General features: G+C 39.2%; 10 protein-coding genes. 6 read left to right on the forward strand and 4 right to left on the reverse strand.

From position 1 onward, the window contains the following. Window positions 1–21 precede the first annotated feature (21 nt). The gene (locus WBW42_RS07745) at window positions 22–2,286 is read right to left on the reverse strand and encodes a TonB-dependent siderophore receptor (RefSeq protein WP_163114271.1); all 2,265 of its coding nucleotides are present in this window, start codon (window positions 2,284–2,286) and stop codon (window positions 22–24) included. 169 nt (window positions 2,287–2,455) lie between these two features. Beyond that, window positions 2,456–3,094, reverse strand: a complete 639-nt coding sequence (gene nfuA, locus WBW42_RS07750; protein ID WP_002117617.1) for a Fe-S biogenesis protein NfuA — start codon at window positions 3,092–3,094, stop codon at window positions 2,456–2,458. A gap of 158 nt (window positions 3,095–3,252) precedes the next feature. Here nfuA and WBW42_RS07755 point away from each other — a divergent pair, with 158 nt between their 5' ends. The 5 genes from WBW42_RS07755 (at window position 3,253) to WBW42_RS07775 (ending at window position 9,094) form a co-directional block, all read left to right on the forward strand. Then, complete coding sequence (locus WBW42_RS07755) at window positions 3,253–3,870, forward strand: rhomboid family intramembrane serine protease (RefSeq protein ID WP_002117778.1); 618 nt, start codon at window positions 3,253–3,255, stop codon at window positions 3,868–3,870. Window positions 3,871–4,040: 170 nt separating this feature from the next. After that, entirely contained in the window at window positions 4,041–5,717 is a 1,677-nt protein-coding gene (locus WBW42_RS07760) for an arylsulfatase (RefSeq protein WP_032056853.1), read from the forward strand. Next, window positions 5,714–6,718, forward strand: coding sequence for a formylglycine-generating enzyme family protein (locus WBW42_RS07765; protein WP_032056854.1), 1,005 nt, complete (start codon window positions 5,714–5,716; stop codon window positions 6,716–6,718). The genes WBW42_RS07760 and WBW42_RS07765 overlap by 4 nt, the downstream gene beginning before the upstream one ends. 109 nt (window positions 6,719–6,827) lie before the next feature. Then, entirely contained in the window at window positions 6,828–6,992 is a 165-nt protein-coding gene (locus tag WBW42_RS07770; RefSeq protein WP_000854552.1) for a hypothetical protein, read from the forward strand. Window positions 6,993–7,546: 554 nt separating this feature from the next. Continuing rightward, complete coding sequence (locus WBW42_RS07775) at window positions 7,547–9,094, forward strand: hypothetical protein (protein WP_032070513.1); 1,548 nt, start codon at window positions 7,547–7,549, stop codon at window positions 9,092–9,094. Window positions 9,095–9,141: 47 nt separating this feature from the next. Here WBW42_RS07775 and dsdA read toward each other — a convergent pair whose 3' ends face one another. Further along, window positions 9,142–10,476, reverse strand: coding sequence for a D-serine ammonia-lyase (dsdA, locus tag WBW42_RS07780; protein WP_032056856.1), 1,335 nt, complete (start codon window positions 10,474–10,476; stop codon window positions 9,142–9,144). 166 nt (window positions 10,477–10,642) lie between these two features. After that, window positions 10,643–12,274, reverse strand: coding sequence for an inorganic phosphate transporter (locus WBW42_RS07785; protein WP_032056857.1), 1,632 nt, complete (start codon window positions 12,272–12,274; stop codon window positions 10,643–10,645). A gap of 463 nt (window positions 12,275–12,737) precedes the next feature. Here WBW42_RS07785 and metH point away from each other — a divergent pair, with 463 nt between their 5' ends. Beyond that, window positions 12,738–16,424: a methionine synthase gene (metH, locus tag WBW42_RS07790; protein WP_032056858.1), complete on the forward strand. Its 3,687-nt coding sequence runs from the start codon at window positions 12,738–12,740 to the stop codon at window positions 16,422–16,424. Window positions 16,425–16,473 lie beyond the last annotated feature (49 nt).

The raw sequence follows: 16,473 nt of genomic DNA on the forward strand, positions 1-16,473 counted from the left end.
CGCCTTTGTTATTTATATTGATTAGAAAGAATATTTTAAAGAAGCGTAATAAGCTCGACCTGGTTCATTATAAGTTTGGCTGATTGAATTACTATCTCTTAAAATTTGTTTATCAAACAAGTTACTTACACCAACACGCGTACTTATATTGTCTGAAAATTTATAACCGAGATTAATTCCAGCGGTACTATAACTTTTTACAGTACTTGGCTTAAGCGCAGAATTTGCTCCACCTGAACCAATACCAGATTCGATTCTACTTTCTGCAAACTGACGTGATTTTTGACGACCATATTGAGTAAATACAAAATTTACATCTAACTGATCTGTGATGTCATAATCAAAAATTGAGTTAATTGTATAGATTGGAACTAAAGATAATGGATTACCTGTTTGTTTATCTTTTGAGTCCATCATATACGTAAAGTTGTTAGTCCAGCGGATATCACCGAAATCTAATCCTAAGCTTCCTTCAAAACCTTGAATTAATGCTTTAGGCGTATTTTCCCAACGTAAGATATTCCACTTAGTATTGGTCACAGCTCCTGTATTTGCATTCGTGCTTGAACCATCAACTGTTCCAACAACGTTTGTACCAGCCACAATTTTATCTTTATAGTCATTGCGGAACCAAGTTAAGCTCGCATTCACGATGTCTTTTTGGAACTGGATACCGAGCTCTTTGTTAACCGAAGTTTCTGGTTTTAAGTCACCATTACCCTGCAACAGGCAACGTGAATCAATATTGGCCGGACAACCATTGCCATTTGTACTTAATAAATACCCTTCGGCATTTTGATACATATTCGGTGCTTTATAAGCTTTTGCTACCCCACCTTTTAAAGTGAAATAATCGTTAAGTCTTTGGGTAATATTTAAGCTTGGGCTCCAGTTAGAACCAGATTTACTATGGTCATCAAAACGCAGGCCTAACACGACATCTGTACTGTCTGTGAGTTTCAAGTTATCTTCGATATATGCAGAAGCAATACGTGATTCCATTTTACTACGATCGCCTTTAGCCAATTGATCGCCATAACCTGAACCACTACTGTCTTTCCCTTGATTTGTCGACACATTATCTTTAAATCTGTCTTCAACCCATTCGGTACCAAGTGTTAATACATGCGGTACATAATATTCAAAAGGAATATTGGCTTCACCATTAAATCGAAGAGTTTCTAAACGTGAAGTGGCTTTATCATCAAGGTTATTAATTTTTCCTTCTGTGCTACCGCCCAGGCCTTCTGGAAGGCGTTTATTATGCGTTTTGTCATATTGAGCAACGAGCTTACTCTTACCCCAAGACCAATCCCCCTCATGTGTTAATGCATAGCTATCACGGTACATAGTATTGGTTTCTTTACCAATAAGTTCTGAAAGAATCGCATCCGCCTCAGCATTTGCATTTAACTGAGAGTCACCAGAATAAATATTACCTTGTTTGCTAGAAGAAACATCAAGCAAAACAGTTTGCTGATCTGTTGCCTGCCAAGCTAAACGACCTGAAATATCTTTATTTTTAACGCCTTCACGCCCAGCTGCGGTACTACCAATTGATTTATTAATATCAACATCGTCAGCTTCTGTTTTATTGTAATTACCATATAAACGATAAGACAAAACGTCTTTGATCAGTGGCCCACTTACCTTAAAACCAACACGATTTGATGCACCTTCTTTAGAGTCTTCAGGTTGCGATGTATAAAACTCTACTGAGCCATGGGTTTCATTAGTCACTTTTTTAGTAATGATGTTAACCACACCACCTGCCGCACCAGAGCCATAACGAGCTGCTGCCGGTCCACGTAAAACCTCAATCGACTCGATTGCTTCTGCTGGCACCCAGTTTGAGTCACCTCGTGTATCACGCTCTCCTTTCCAGCCATAACGAACTGAATTACGAGAGTTAATTGGTTTTCCATCTACTAAAATAAGCGTGTTTTCAGGCCCCATTCCACGGATATCAATTTGTCTATTATTGCCACGCTGCCCTGTTGCGCTGTTACCTGTTAAATTGACACCAGGCATACGGCGCACATAATCAGAAATATCATTACGAACTGGTAGTTTTTCTAAATCTTCTTGGGTGATTACTGATACGCCGAGCGACTGCTTCACCTGCTCTTCAGCTGTTACAAAAATTGTTTCCAATTTCACAGGTTCAGCAGGCTTTTCTAATGCTTTTTCAGCTTGTTCTTGCTCATTTTGTGCAGCATAAGCCATAGACATCATACTTGCCAGTACTGAAACAGAAAGCACTGACTGGATAATACGCTTCGACATAAGTATTCCCAATATATTGATTTATTAAACATCTCTCATTTTCAGTTCCGCATTGTAACAAAGATAAATAAAATTACAAATGATATTGATAGTAATTATCATTATTTATATTGAATAATAAAAAAACCTCATTGCGAGGCTTTTTTATTTTACTTTTCAAATAATTTAATTATTTGAAGTAAGCACCTTCAGCTTGTGTATGGTCTGTTTGGTCAACCACACGTTGAAGCTCAGGAATGTTCTCTCTTAAAGTAGTTTCTACACCTTGTTTCAAGGTAACATCGATTGCAGAACAACCTTGGCAACCACCACCAAATTTCAATACAGCAGTTAAACCGTGTTCTGGGTCATCTTGTACTTCTACCAAGCTACAATTTCCGCCATGCCCTGCAAGACCTGGGTTAATTTCTGCCTGAAGAATGTAAGTAATACGTTCTTCAATCGAAGCATCTGGACCAACACGTGGAACTTTAGAGTTTGGAGCACGGAAAGTGAGCTGACCACCAAAACGGTCCTTGTTGTAATCGATTACGGCATCTAAAAGATAAGGAATAGATGGCGCATCAATATATGCAGGAAAATCAGGATAGTCCTGTTTATAATCCGTTGGGATCACTTCTTCTGGCGCACTATATGCCATACAGCATTCCGCACGTGGCGTACCCGGATGCTCAACAAAAATTCGAACGCCAATTCCCGGAGTATTTTGCTTCGTTAGTAAATCGTGCAAATACTCTTGTGCAGATGGTGTAATCAAAAGGTTTGGAATTTCTTCTGCAACAGCAGTGTTGGTGTTCTCAGTCGACATAACAATATTCCTCAAGCTGATGCCTTTATATTAACCGAAGATGAGGTGGATTTAAAAAAAATCAACTAAATTTGTCGGATTTATACACAACAGGGTTTCAACTTAAGTTTTTAATGGCATTATTGAGCTCAGTATTGATCATTTTTTAAATATTTCTTATGTTGCATTTGCCGTTTAACCATACAGTTACTCTTATTATTATTACGGTCATTATCTCTTTACTTGCTTTTAGCAATCAAAATGTAATGAACCGATTGATTTTTTGGCCGCCTGCAATGCAACGTGGACAAATTGATCGATTCATTACTCATGGCTTTATCCATGCCGACGGAACACATTTACTGTTCAACATGATTACCCTGTTTTTCTTTGGCAGTATCATTGAAAGTTTTTACCGCCAATATTTCTATGACATGGGTTTTGTGTTGTTCTATTTAGGTGGCTTAATCTTTGCAATTTTGCCAAGCTATTTACAACATAAAAATGATGCGAACTGGGCCAGCCTAGGTGCTTCAGGTGCTGTTTCAGCGGTTTTATTTGCTTATATTCTGTTTCAGCCATGGAAGCTGATTTTTGTATTCTTCATTCCTGTACCCGCTATTATTTTTGCTATTTTATATGTGGCGTACAGTATTTGGGCTGGTAAACGTGGTAATAGTCATATTAACCATAGTGCTCATTTATGGGGTGCAGCTTACGGAATCATCGTAACCATTTTACTTGAACCTAAAGTTATTCCACATTTCTTAGACCAGCTTACCCGTCTTCCTTTCTAAACGATATAAATCAAAGAAAAGCCCGTTATGGGCTTTTCTTTTTTTCTGATTTATTTATCTGCATAAATTCTCAGTCTTTTTTCTGATTTTCTTTGATCAATTCGTTGTTTTGTTTGCAAAAACCATCTGATTAAACTCATGCCAATTCTTTTAATAATTCAGATGATACAATGAAGTACAGAGCAATTTTATCTAGCCTTTCTATTGCCTTATTTAGCTTATCTCTGGCTGGATGTAATGACAACGATAATCAAGAAAATGTCGTAAGCACGCCTAAGCAACCCAATATCTTATTTATTATGGCTGATGACTTAGGCTATTCAGATTTAGGGGCTTTTGGTGGCGAAATTCACACCCCTAATATTGATAATCTGGCTCAAGAAGGTCGACTTTTAACGGATTATCATACTGCCCCGACCTGTTCGCCAACACGCTCTCAACTTATTTCCGGTACTGATCACCATTTAGCTGGTATTGGTGCAATGGCTGAACTCACACCAGAGCATTTGAAAGGACAACCAGGTTATGAGGGCTATTTAAACGAACGTTCTTTATCGATTGCACAAGTACTTAAAGACAATGGTTACCGCACGTATATTAGTGGTAAATGGCATTTAGGCTTAACCCCTGAAAGCAATGCACATGCTAAAGGTTTTGATCATTCATTTACCTTATTACAAGGTTTAGATCATCATTTTAAACAAGCTCCAAGTGCCTTTAAACGAAATTCAACTTATACAGAAGATGGACAAATTATTCCTATTTCGGCATTGCCTGATGACTTTTTCTCTACCAACTATTTTACCGACAAATTACTGAGCTACTTAGATTCAGGCAAAAATAGTGGCAAACCATTCTTTGCTTATGCTGCCTACACGGCACCTCACTGGCCAATTCAAGCCCCAGCCGAATATCGTGAAAAATATCGCGGAGTTTATGATGTAGGTTACGATGCAATTCGTAATGCCCGCATTGCTAGACAAAAACAGCTTGGAATTATTCCTGCAAACTTTGATGCAGCAGAACCAATTGCAACTCAAAATGCTCCACAAAAATATGGGAAATGGGATGAGTTAACAGCCGAACAAAAGGCACTAGAAGCTCGTAAGATGGAAATCTATGCGGGTATGGTAGAAAATCTTGATGCCAATGTCGGCCGCATTATTCAATATCTCAAACAAAATAATCTTTATGACAATACTTTAATTTTCTTTGTTTCAGACAATGGTGCAGAAGGTTTTGTACGTGGCGGATATGGCAGTGAATCTGGTTTTGATAACTCAGTAGCAAATGTGGGTACACCTACTTCATATCACTATATTGGGCCACGTTGGGCCGAAGTCAGTGCGGCACCTTTCCACTTATGGAAAGATACGGCGGGCGAAGGTGCAACGACTGCCCCTGCTATTGTGAAATTACCAAATCAGAAAAAAGCGGAAGAGACAAATCATAGCTTTGCATCTGTACTCGATGTTTTCCCTACCTTACTAGAATATGCTCATATTCCAGTACCTCAAGGCCAATATAATGGCCGAGCCATTAATACACCATCTGGGATTTCATGGAAACCTTTGCTTGAAAACAAAACCGATACTATTCGTCCTGCAAATTTTAGCTTTGCCGATGAGTTACATGGCAGCAAATATGCAAAACAAGGTGAATGGAAAATCGCACTTCAAGGACGACCTGAATTAGGCACAGGGACTTGGGAGCTATACAACATTAAATTAGATCGCGGTGAAAGACAAAACGTTGCTCAGCTTTATCCTGCAAAAGTTCAAGAACTTTTATCGGTCTATCAAAAATATACTGAAAAAAATGGTGTGCAGGAATATAACGCCAAATGAAATTGAAACCTTTTTTAGTCACCACAATCAGCCTGTCTATTATGACGGGCTGTAGCCAATCTTCAAAAGTTTCTGAACCTACATCTTCGACGCAACAGCAAACATCTTTAGCTGATTTAGGATCTATTGAAAAGTGTCAAAACTATACTGGTCTGCCTCAGGGTTGGCTCAAACAGCCTACAGCAGGAATGGTTTTAATTGCCGATGGAGATTTTAACTTTGGTTCTGAAAATGCCTATCCCGATGAACTTAATTTTGGGAAAAAAAAGCGTGAAGTCAAAGGATTTTGGATTGACCAAACTGAAGTTACGGTCGCTCAATTTGCAAGTTTTGTAAAAGCAACTGGCTATATTACAGATGCCGAAAAACAAAAACAGGCTGCTGTTTTTTCACCAGATCCTGATCATCCACAGCAATGGTGGCAACTAAAATCTGGATATACGTGGAAAACGCCAAACGGCAGTAATGCTCCCATAGCCAATCCTAATGAGCCTGTAAGGTATGTGAGTAAAAATGATGCTGAACATTATGCAGTGTGGCTAGGACGTGATTTACCAACAGAACTAGAATGGGAATATGCAGCTAAAGCCAATTCAAAGACTGATACACCTTTACATCAGGCTCCTACTGATGAACATCAACATCCACAAGCAAATTACTGGCAAGGTGAATTCCCTTTTCAAAACCTAAATCAAGATCACTTTAAAGGTGTTGCACCCGTTGGATGTTTTACGGCAAATAATTTCAAACTATTTGATATGATTGGAAATGTATGGGAATGGACATCTTCTCCTTATCAAGGCGCTCATGACCAGCATATGGGAAATTATTCTGATTTACGTCAACAACAAATCACCAGCACTCAATATGTAATTAAAGGTGGATCTTTTCTTTGTGCACAAAATTATTGTTCACGTTATCGTAGCAGTAGCCGTTATCCACAAGATTTTGATTTAGCTGCAACACATGTTGGATTTCGGACTATTTTACGGTCTCCTTAATTTCTACTTAATTCGACTTATTAAAGATATTTTTTAACCAAAATTAGATCGAAAAATAATCAAAATGTTTTTATAGTACAAGTGAGAATGATAAAAAAGTGAGAACAAGATGAAAACTTTACTTCTTTGTGCCGCAGCAATTTTCACAATGTCACTATCAGCCTGTGCGGTCCATACACCTGAAGGTAGTATTGTGATTGACCCTGATTCACCATATTACGGACATCCAGGAGGCTTTTGCCCACCAGGACAAGCTAAAAAAGGACGTTGTTAGAAATACCCTCTTTTAAAGTAATTTTGAAGTTACTTTAAAGAAATAGGCTTCAATCAAGTGATAAATTGAATACTAAATGGAGGGTTCCAGCCCAAAAATAGATGGGATGAAACTAGAAAATTATGGTGTAAAAAAATCACCATATCCCCAAGATTTTTAAAAGACAATCTTACGTTGTCTTCTATCTAGTTTCACCCCAATTCTTTCTTATTCCGTTTGACTTTTCTTATCGCTTAAGAAAAAAGTCTAGTTTTTAATCATTTCTGTATCTCTATTATTGATACATTTTGAACATTTTACCTTCAGGTTAATACTGATGTATTTGCTTAATACAAAATAAACATTTATGTAACGTAAGTCTATAAAAATGTTCTAAAAATGTGAAAAAAATTAAGGCCAAAATGAGATGAATTTATCATAATAACTTTCTCTTTCACGTTTCATCACATAAATAATCAATATTATTTTGTCAGTTATTGCCACTCGTTTCCTTTCATTGGCATAGATAATGTATACACATGTATATTAACCCAGTCGTATAAACGAGATATTTTATGTCCAGCACAAGTCAAGTCGAAGGTCTACAATTTCCAGTACACGCCTCAACAAAAAAACAAAGTACATCTCTTACAGGCCAAGAGATTTTGTCAGAGGCCTTATCTATTGTAGATAATAAAACCGCACAACAAGTGTTGAATGAAAAAAACTGGCGAAAAAACTATCCTTTATATTTTAAGGCTCTTGTTAAACAAGGGATTTCTAATATCAACAACCCAATTACTATTGCGAAGCAAGGCTTGCATAAAGCTCACCATATTTTTGATTATTATCGTGATGGTAAACACTACCTTTTAAAAGATGCCGTTCATATTGCTTCATCTACTCCTCTTTATACAGTAAAACTTAAAGGTGAAAGTGAGGCAACACCAGAGTGGTATGTTCCTTATAAAGGACAAAAGCTGAGTGGACAAAGCTTACTGGACCAAATTCAACGCTGGGAAGAGGCTGGTATTATTGAGCCAAGTCATGCAAAAGCACTTCGTGAAGCTATTGCTCATCCTGAATGGTTCGATTTGTCTGACCGTACGATGGTGCTGTTTGGTGCAGCCTCAGAAGCAGGACCACTGCCTTGGTTAGCCAAATGGAAAGCAAATATTGTTGCTGTAGATTTACCAAACTCACGAGTCTGGGGCAAAATCTTAAATACGATTCAACAAGGGAATGCAACACTCATTGCACCATGTGTTGAAGCCGTTGATTCGTCAGCAAAAGCTTCTGAGTTAAAAGATAAGCTGGGTGCAAATTTACTGACTCAATTACCAGAAATAGCACAGTGGCTGGTGCAGTTTCCACAAAAGTTAGATTTGGCAGCAATCGCCTATTTAGATGGTGAAAAGCATGTCCGCGTTTCCATGGCAATGGATAGCATCATGCAATTTGTGAGCGAGCATAAGCCTGATACAAGCCTTATGTTTATGTGTACTCCAACCGATGTTTATGCAGTACCAAAAGAAGTTGCAGAGGCTGCTCAAGAGAAATTTAAATCCCGCAGAAAAATGCAAAAATTGGCAGTAAAAGGTGTTTCTGCTCTTTCGCTCAATCGTTTTTTTCAAGCGCCATACCAAGACCTGGTTACATGTGAAAATGGAAAAACTTATGGTATTGCCGACTGCTTAGTGGTTGAACAAGGTCCAAACTATGCTTTGGCAAAACGTATTCAACAATGGCGTGCTATTTTGGCCCGCCATCAAGGACAACGTGTCAGCATTAATATTGCACCATCGACAACGACTCACTCAGTGACTAAAAATCCATTATTGAAAGCAGCTTTTAATGGCGCAGAACTTTTCGATGTAGAAGCATTTAGCCCTGAAACCACCAATGCCATTATGGCGGCACTCTGGATTCATGACTTAAGAAATGAGTCTTCTGTGGCGAATCCTGAAACTGTCTTAGACCATCCGCTTGAACTTATGATGGAAGGTGCCAATCATGGTGGTCTATGGCGTGTCGCTTATTTAGCACGAACTGCCCTACCTTTTGCGGCAATTTATGGTTTTACTACCGAAAAACTTCCTTTTAGAAAATCATCTAAAAAATAATTTGATTAAAGCCCAATCCTAGAATTGGGCTTTTTTCTAATGTGTCTTTATTTACCTTGAAAGTGTGATAGATATTTTTGCATTTCATCAGGAGGCACCATACCGCTCCCAGTAGCCCATATTACATGATTTGCCTGTTGCAACTGCTCAGCTGTAAATTGGTGTAAAGCCAAGTAATCAGGACTAGTCTGTACATAATACGGCCCCATCATGCCTGCTATCGCAGAAGGCTCAAGCTGAATATTCTCAGTTTGATTTAAAAGCGCAATGAGCTCATATAAACGTTCATCGTGAATGGTGTAATAGCCATCAATTAACTGTTGCATAGCACGCCCGACAAAACCTGAAGCACGCCCTACCGCAAGTCCGTCTGCCGCAGTAACGTTATCAATACCAATATCATTGACTGAAATCTGATCATGCAAACCTGTGTGGACACCAAGTAACATACACGGCGAATGTGTTGGTTCTGCAAAGATACAGTGTACATGCTCACCAAAAGCCAGTTTTAGTCCAAAACTCACCCCACCAGGCCCACCACCGACGCCACACGGCAAATAAACAAATAATGGGTGTTCAGCATCGACTTTAATTTGGTTTTGCTCAAATTGCTGTTTTAAGCGTATTCCTGCAACGGCATAACCTAAAAATAATGTTGTTGAGTTTTCATCATCAATGAAAAAACAATGGGGATCTTGCTCTGCGGCTTTACGTCCCTCTTCAACAGCTACTCCGTAATCACTGGCATATTCTACAACGTTGACGCCGAGTGAACGTAGTTTGTCTTTTTTCCACTGTCTAGCATCAGCCGACATATGAACTGTGACTCTAAAGCCGAGTTTGGCGCTCATGATGCCAATAGAAAGCCCAAGGTTGCCTGTAGAACCTACTGCAATTTGATACTTAGAAAAGAATGCCCTAAATGAATCTTGATCTAATTTACTATAATCATCTTCTGGTTTGAGTAACCCTGCCTGCATGGCAAGTTTTTCAGCATGTGTGAGCACTTCATAAATACCACCACGTGCTTTAATGGAGCCTGAAATAGGTAGATGACTATCCTTTTTCAGCCAGAATGTTCCGTTAAGCTGTACTTGTTTTGCTGAAGAAAGTGCTTGTTGCATATGAGCAATTTCAACAATATCTGATTCAATTTTTCCATGTTGTGCTTGAGTTTCAGGAAATACTTTTGCCAAATAAGGTGCGAAACGCGCTAGTCTTGCTTCTGCTTCACTTACATCTTTAGCGGTTAGTCCAACTTTTTCTAAAGCTTCCTTTAAAGGATATCGATGAGGTGTAAACCAAAATGTTTCTTGATAGGCTTGAAGTGTTTGAATAAGTGGAAATTGTTGTTTTAGCTGATGTATTTGAACCGCATTCATAATATATCCTGATATAAAATTTTAAGCCCAGCCTATAAAGCTGTTTGATGACCTATAACAACTTATTAATTTATAGATGAATGTACATGAAAAATAGTCTCAACTTTAAAAACTAAACAAATAAAAAAGCCACTGTGAACAGTGGCTTTAATTTTTTTAAATGCGTTTATACAAACTGTAAGAATAACCAGTACAAACCACCTGACAAGCAGATTGTTGCAGGAAGAGTAAATACCCATGCAGAGAGTATTGTCTTCACGGTATTAAAGTTTAAACCTGATTTATTCGCGACCATCGTACCCGCAACAGCACTGTTTAAAACGTGTGTTGTTGAAACTGGCATACCTAAACCATCGGCAGCTGCAATTGTACTCATTGCAACAAGCTCAGCAGACATCCCTTGACCATAAGTCATGTGGTGCTTACCAATACGCTCACCTACAGTCACAACAATACGTTTCCAACCCACCATTGTGCCTAGACCAAGTGCTAAAGCAACAGCCACTTTTACCCAAGTCGGAATGTATTGTAAGAATGAATCTAAGCTACTACGGTATTCTTTCACGAGCTTTTTCTGTGAGTCATCCATTTTTGGTAAAGCATCTGCTTTTTCCAAACGCTTAAACGTGGTTGTACTCAAATACATGTCATTACGAATTTCGCTAATAGCAGCTTCAGGAATATCTTTTAAGTTGTTATAGCTAGAAACTCGCTCCCCCAAGTGATCAGTCATACTTGCCAATGCAGGCACAACTTCTGGAGTTTGCTGTTTAGTTTGAATATATTTAGTCAAAATAACACGTGCTTTTTCATCGGTTAATTCTGGCTGATTTTGATTCAAAAATACGGCAGTTTGAGAAGAAAGCTGATGGAATGATTGAACTTGCTGAGTATCAAGATTTTTATTTAATGAATAAGCCAACGGCACCAGACCAACCAAAATCAGCATGATGAGTCCCATACCCTTTTGACCGTCATTAGAACCATGTGCAAAACTCACACCTGTACAGGTAAAGATCAAAATTGCACGAATGATTGCTGGTGGTGGTTTATTCCCTTCAGGTGGCTGGAATAATTCTAATTGGCGTTTAAAAATAGTTTTAACCAACAAGAATACAATCGCTGCAAAAGCGAAACCAATTAAAGGTGAAAATAATAATGCCTTACCGACTTTAATCACCTGATCCATATCAACACCACTGGTCGTTACGCCAGTCGATGCACTCAATAGATGGTTCATAATGCCCACACCCAAGATTGAACCAATCAAGGTATGTGAGCTAGATGCAGGAATACCTAAGAACCAAGTACCCAAGTTCCAGAGAATCGCAGCAATAAGAAGCGCAAAAACCATTGCGAAACCTGCACCGCTACCCATATTCATGATCAATTCAACAGGTAACAATGCAATAATGCCGTAAGCGACTGCGCCGCTTGCAACCATTACCCCAAGGAAATTACAAAAACCAGCCCACATGACTGCAACCGGTGCTGGTAAAGCATTGGTGTAAATCACTGTTGCCACTGCATTTGCAGTATCGTGGAAGCCATTTACAAACTCAAAGCCTAAAGCAATCAAGAGTGCAGTTGATAAAAGAATAACTGAATAAAGACTCAAAGGTGGTACATGTGCTAAATCAGCACTCACCTGAAATCCAATATAAATAAGTGTTGCAACAATAATCGTCAGAAACACCGGCATAAAAAATTTAGGTGTCGGGACATGTACATTCGTCGATTTGACTTGCAGGTTTGCCGCAAGTTTTGAATCCGAAACAGGGGGTAGATTAGAATTCATGCAGACGGTAAGAGGATAAAAAAATCCTCTGTATTCTTAAATTAAATTATGACAATTATATGACAAAGCGGCGCCTGATGAAGTCAATTTTTCACATTTTGACCTCATTTGATGCACCTTTCCTCTATGATTTTTATTTTTTTATTTAAATACAATAATTTACATAAATCCCTACCCATCTATTTTATGACTATTTTTGAAGCAAAAATATCTAAAAAATTACCTAAACGTCTACTTTTTAAACACTACAACTGTCATAAAACCGAATATTGGAGATGAAATATTTCAATATCATGATCATTTTATGAATATTTGATGAAAAAACACCCTCTTGTTGTTCGAAAACACTTTTTTTACGACTAATTTACGGTGAATGGTGGGTCGTTATAGGTCATCAATTGCGCAACTATTCTGTTACAATAGCGCCGCATTTTTAAATTCATATAAAAGATCGGGGTTTTCTATGTCTACGCTTGCCACCCTAAAAGCGCTTCTTGCTAAACGCATTCTGATTATTGATGGTGCAATGGGAACTATGATCCAGCGCCATAAATTGGAAGAAGCCGACTACCGTGGTGAGCGTTTTGCCGATTGGGCACATGACTTAAAAGGTAACAATGACCTTTTGGTTCTGACCCAGCCTCAAATCATTCAAGGTATTCATGAAGCTTATCTTGATGCTGGTGCAGACATTATTGAAACTAATAGCTTTAACGGCACGCGTGTTTCAATGTCTGACTATCATATGGAAGATCTTGTTCCAGAGATTAACCGTGAAGCAGCACGTTTAGCTAAAGCAGCTTGTGAGAAGTATTCGACTCCAGATAAACCGCGTTTTGTCGCAGGTGTCCTTGGGCCAACATCGCGTACTTGTTCAATTTCACCGAATGTAAATGACCCTGCCTTTCGTAACATTACTTTTGATGAGTTAAAAGAAAACTATATTGAAGCGACTCATGCGCTGATTGAAGGCGGTGCAGATATCCTTTTGATTGAAACCGTATTTGACACATTAAACTGCAAAGCTGCAATTTTTGCGGTTAAAGAAGTCTTTAAACAAGTTGGTCGTGAATTACCAATCATGATTTCAGGGACCATTACCGATGCATCGGGTCGTACCTTAACAGGTCAAACTGCGGAAGCGTTCTGGAACTCTGTACGTCATGGTGACTTACTATCGATTGGTTTTAACTGTGCGCTTGGTGCAGATGCCATGCGTCCTCACGTAAAAACCATTTCCGATGTAGCAGATACCTTTGTTTCAGCGCACCCAAATGCGGGCTTACCAAATGCTTTTGGTGAATATGATGAAACGCCAGAACAAACTGCAGCATTCTTAAAAGAATTTGCAGAAAGCGGCTTAATCAATATTACTGGTGGTTGCTGTGGTACAACACCAGACCATATCCGCGCGATTGCCAATGCGGTAAAAGATATTGCGCCTCGTCAAGTTCCTGAAACTGTACCTGCATGTCGTTTGAGTGGTTTAGAACCATTTAATATTTATGATGACTCATTGTTCGTTAACGTGGGTGAACGTACTAACGTTACAGGTTCGAAAAAATTCTTACGCTTAATTCGTGAAGAAAACTTTGCCGAAGCTTTAGAAGTGGCACAGCAGCAAGTTGAAGCTGGCGCTCAGATTATCGACATTAACATGGATGAAGGGATGCTCGATTCGCAAAATGCGATGGTGCATTTCTTAAATCTTGTGGCTTCTGAACCAGATATTTCACGTGTGCCAATCATGATTGACTCATCAAAATGGGAAATCATTGAAGCTGGCTTAAAATGCGTACAAGGTAAACCCGTTGTTAACTCAATTTCTTTAAAAGAAGGTTATGACGAGTTTGTAGAAAAAGCTCGCCTGTGCCGTCAATATGGTGCTGCGATTATTGTCATGGCATTTGATGAAAAAGGTCAGGCCGACACTGCTGAACGTAAACGTGAAATCTGTAAACGTTCTTATGATGTTTTGGTTAATGATGTCGGCTTCCCTGCTGAAGATATTATTTTTGACCCAAACGTATTTGCAGTAGCAACAGGTATTGAAGAACACAACAATTATGGCGTCGATTTCATTGAGGCCACAGGTTGGATTAAACAAAACTTACCGCACGCTATGATTTCTGGTGGTGTGTCGAATGTTTCGTTCTCGTTCCGTGGTAACGAGCCTGTTCGTGAAGCCATTCACTCTGTGTTCTTGTACCATGCCATCAAGCAAGGCATGACCATGGGTATTGTGAATGCTGGCCAAATGGCAATTTATGATGATATTCCAGCCGAGCTAAAAGAAGCTGTTGAAGATGTCATCTTAAACCAAAACCAAGGTGAGTCTGGTCAGGCGGCGACTGAAAAATTGCTTGAAGTGGCTGAAAAATACCGTGGCCAAGGCGGTGCTACAAAAGAAGCCGAGAACCTTGAATGGCGTAATGAATCTGTAGAAAAACGTCTTGAATATGCGTTAGTCAAAGGTATTACCACTTACATTGATGAAGATACCGAAGAAGCTCGCCTCAAAGCCAAACGTCCTTTAGATGTAATCGAAGGCGCTTTGATGGACGGTATGAACGTGGTTGGTGACTTGTTCGGTTCGGGCAAAATGTTCTTACCACAAGTTGTGAAATCTGCACGTGTTATGAAGCAAGCTGTGGCTTGGCTCAACCCGTACATTGAAGCTGAAAAAACAGGTAGCCAATCTAAAGGTAAAGTCCTGATGGCAACTGTTAAGGGCGACGTACACGATATTGGTAAAAATATTGTAGGTGTAGTACTCGGCTGTAATGGTTATGACATTGTTGATCTTGGCGTGATGGTCCCTTGCGAGAAAATCTTACAAACTGCAATTGATGAAAAATGTGACATCATCGGCTTGTCAGGTCTGATTACTCCATCTTTAGATGAGATGGTATTTGTTGCGAAAGAAATGCAGCGCAAAGGCTTTAACATTCCTTTATTAATTGGTGGTGCGACTACTTCTAAAGCACACACTGCAGTAAAAATTGATCCTCAGTACCAAAACGATGCTGTGATTTATGTTGCCGATGCTTCACGTGCGGTGGGTGTTGCAACCACTCTCCTTTCGAAAGAAATGCGTGGAAACTTTATTGCAGAGCACCGTGCTGAATATGCCAAGATTCGCGAGCGCTTAGCCAACAAACAGCCAAAAGCTGCAAAATTGACCTATGCTGAGTCAGTTGAAAACGGTTTTAAAATTGACGAAAGCTATGTACCACCAAAACCAAATCTTTTAGGAACACAAGTTCTCACTAACTACCCTCTTGCAACCATTGTAGAGTATTTTGACTGGACACCATTCTTCATTTCTTGGAGCTTGGCAGGTAAATTCCCGAAAATTTTAGAAGATGAAGTGGTCGGCGAAGCTGCAACAGATTTGTATAACCAAGCTCAAGCGATGTTGAAAGATATTATCGACAACAATCGTTTTGATGCTCGTGCCGTATTCGGTATGTTCCCTGCACAGCGCACTGATGCAGACACAGTGAGCGTATTTGATGAAGCTGGTCAAAATGTTACGCATACTTTTGAGCACTTACGTCAGCAATCTGACAAAGTGACAGGTAAACCAAACTTGTCTTTGGCAGATTATATTCGTACTGACCGTGAACAACAGGACTACTTAGGCGGATTCACTGTATCGATTTTTGGTGCAGAAGAACTGGCAAATGAATACAAAGCTAAAGGTGATGACTACTCTGCAATTTTAGTTCAGTCATTGGCAGACCGTTTTGCTGAAGCTTTTGCCGAACACTTACATGAACGCATTCGTAAAGAGTTCTGGGGCTATAAAGCGGATGAACAGCTTAGCAATGAAGAACTGATTAAAGAGAAATATGTCGGTATTCGCCCTGCACCGGGTTACCCTGCTTGCCCAGAGCACTCTGAAAAAGCGGTGTTGTTCGACTGGTTAGGTTCTACCGACAAAATCGGTACTAAACTGACTGAACACTTTGCAATGATGCCACCATCTTCGGTGAGTGGTTTCTATTATTCTCATCCACAAAGTGAATACTTTAACGTGGGTAAAATCTCACAAGACCAACTTGAAGATTATGCAAAACGTAAAGGTTGGACACTGGATGAAGCGAAGCGTTGGTTAGCGCCGAATTTAGATGATTCGATTGTTTAAAATCAAAATAAATCCATTCATTCCCGCTTGTTCGGGAATGAATGGATTT

The organism is Acinetobacter sp. LT1, assembly GCF_059800965.1.

What these genes read in the sequence shown, in the direction of transcription:
- metH (WP_032056858.1), top strand. Translation starts at nt 12,738, where the DNA reads ATGTCTACGCTTGCCACCCTAAAAGCGCTTCTTGCTAAACGCATTCTG.
- dsdA (WP_032056856.1), bottom strand. Translation starts at nt 10,476, where the DNA reads ATGAATGCGGTTCAAATACATCAGCTAAAACAACAATTTCCACTTATT.
- nfuA (WP_002117617.1), bottom strand. Translation starts at nt 3,094, where the DNA reads ATGTCGACTGAGAACACCAACACTGCTGTTGCAGAAGAAATTCCAAAC.
- WBW42_RS07770 (WP_000854552.1), top strand. Translation starts at nt 6,828, where the DNA reads ATGAAAACTTTACTTCTTTGTGCCGCAGCAATTTTCACAATGTCACTA.
- WBW42_RS07785 (WP_032056857.1), bottom strand. Translation starts at nt 12,274, where the DNA reads ATGAATTCTAATCTACCCCCTGTTTCGGATTCAAAACTTGCGGCAAAC.
- WBW42_RS07775 (WP_032070513.1), top strand. Translation starts at nt 7,547, where the DNA reads ATGTCCAGCACAAGTCAAGTCGAAGGTCTACAATTTCCAGTACACGCC.
- WBW42_RS07755 (WP_002117778.1), top strand. Translation starts at nt 3,253, where the DNA reads ATGTTGCATTTGCCGTTTAACCATACAGTTACTCTTATTATTATTACG.
- WBW42_RS07745 (WP_163114271.1), bottom strand. Translation starts at nt 2,286, where the DNA reads ATGTCGAAGCGTATTATCCAGTCAGTGCTTTCTGTTTCAGTACTGGCA.
- WBW42_RS07760 (WP_032056853.1), top strand. Translation starts at nt 4,041, where the DNA reads ATGAAGTACAGAGCAATTTTATCTAGCCTTTCTATTGCCTTATTTAGC.
- WBW42_RS07765 (WP_032056854.1), top strand. Translation starts at nt 5,714, where the DNA reads ATGAAATTGAAACCTTTTTTAGTCACCACAATCAGCCTGTCTATTATG.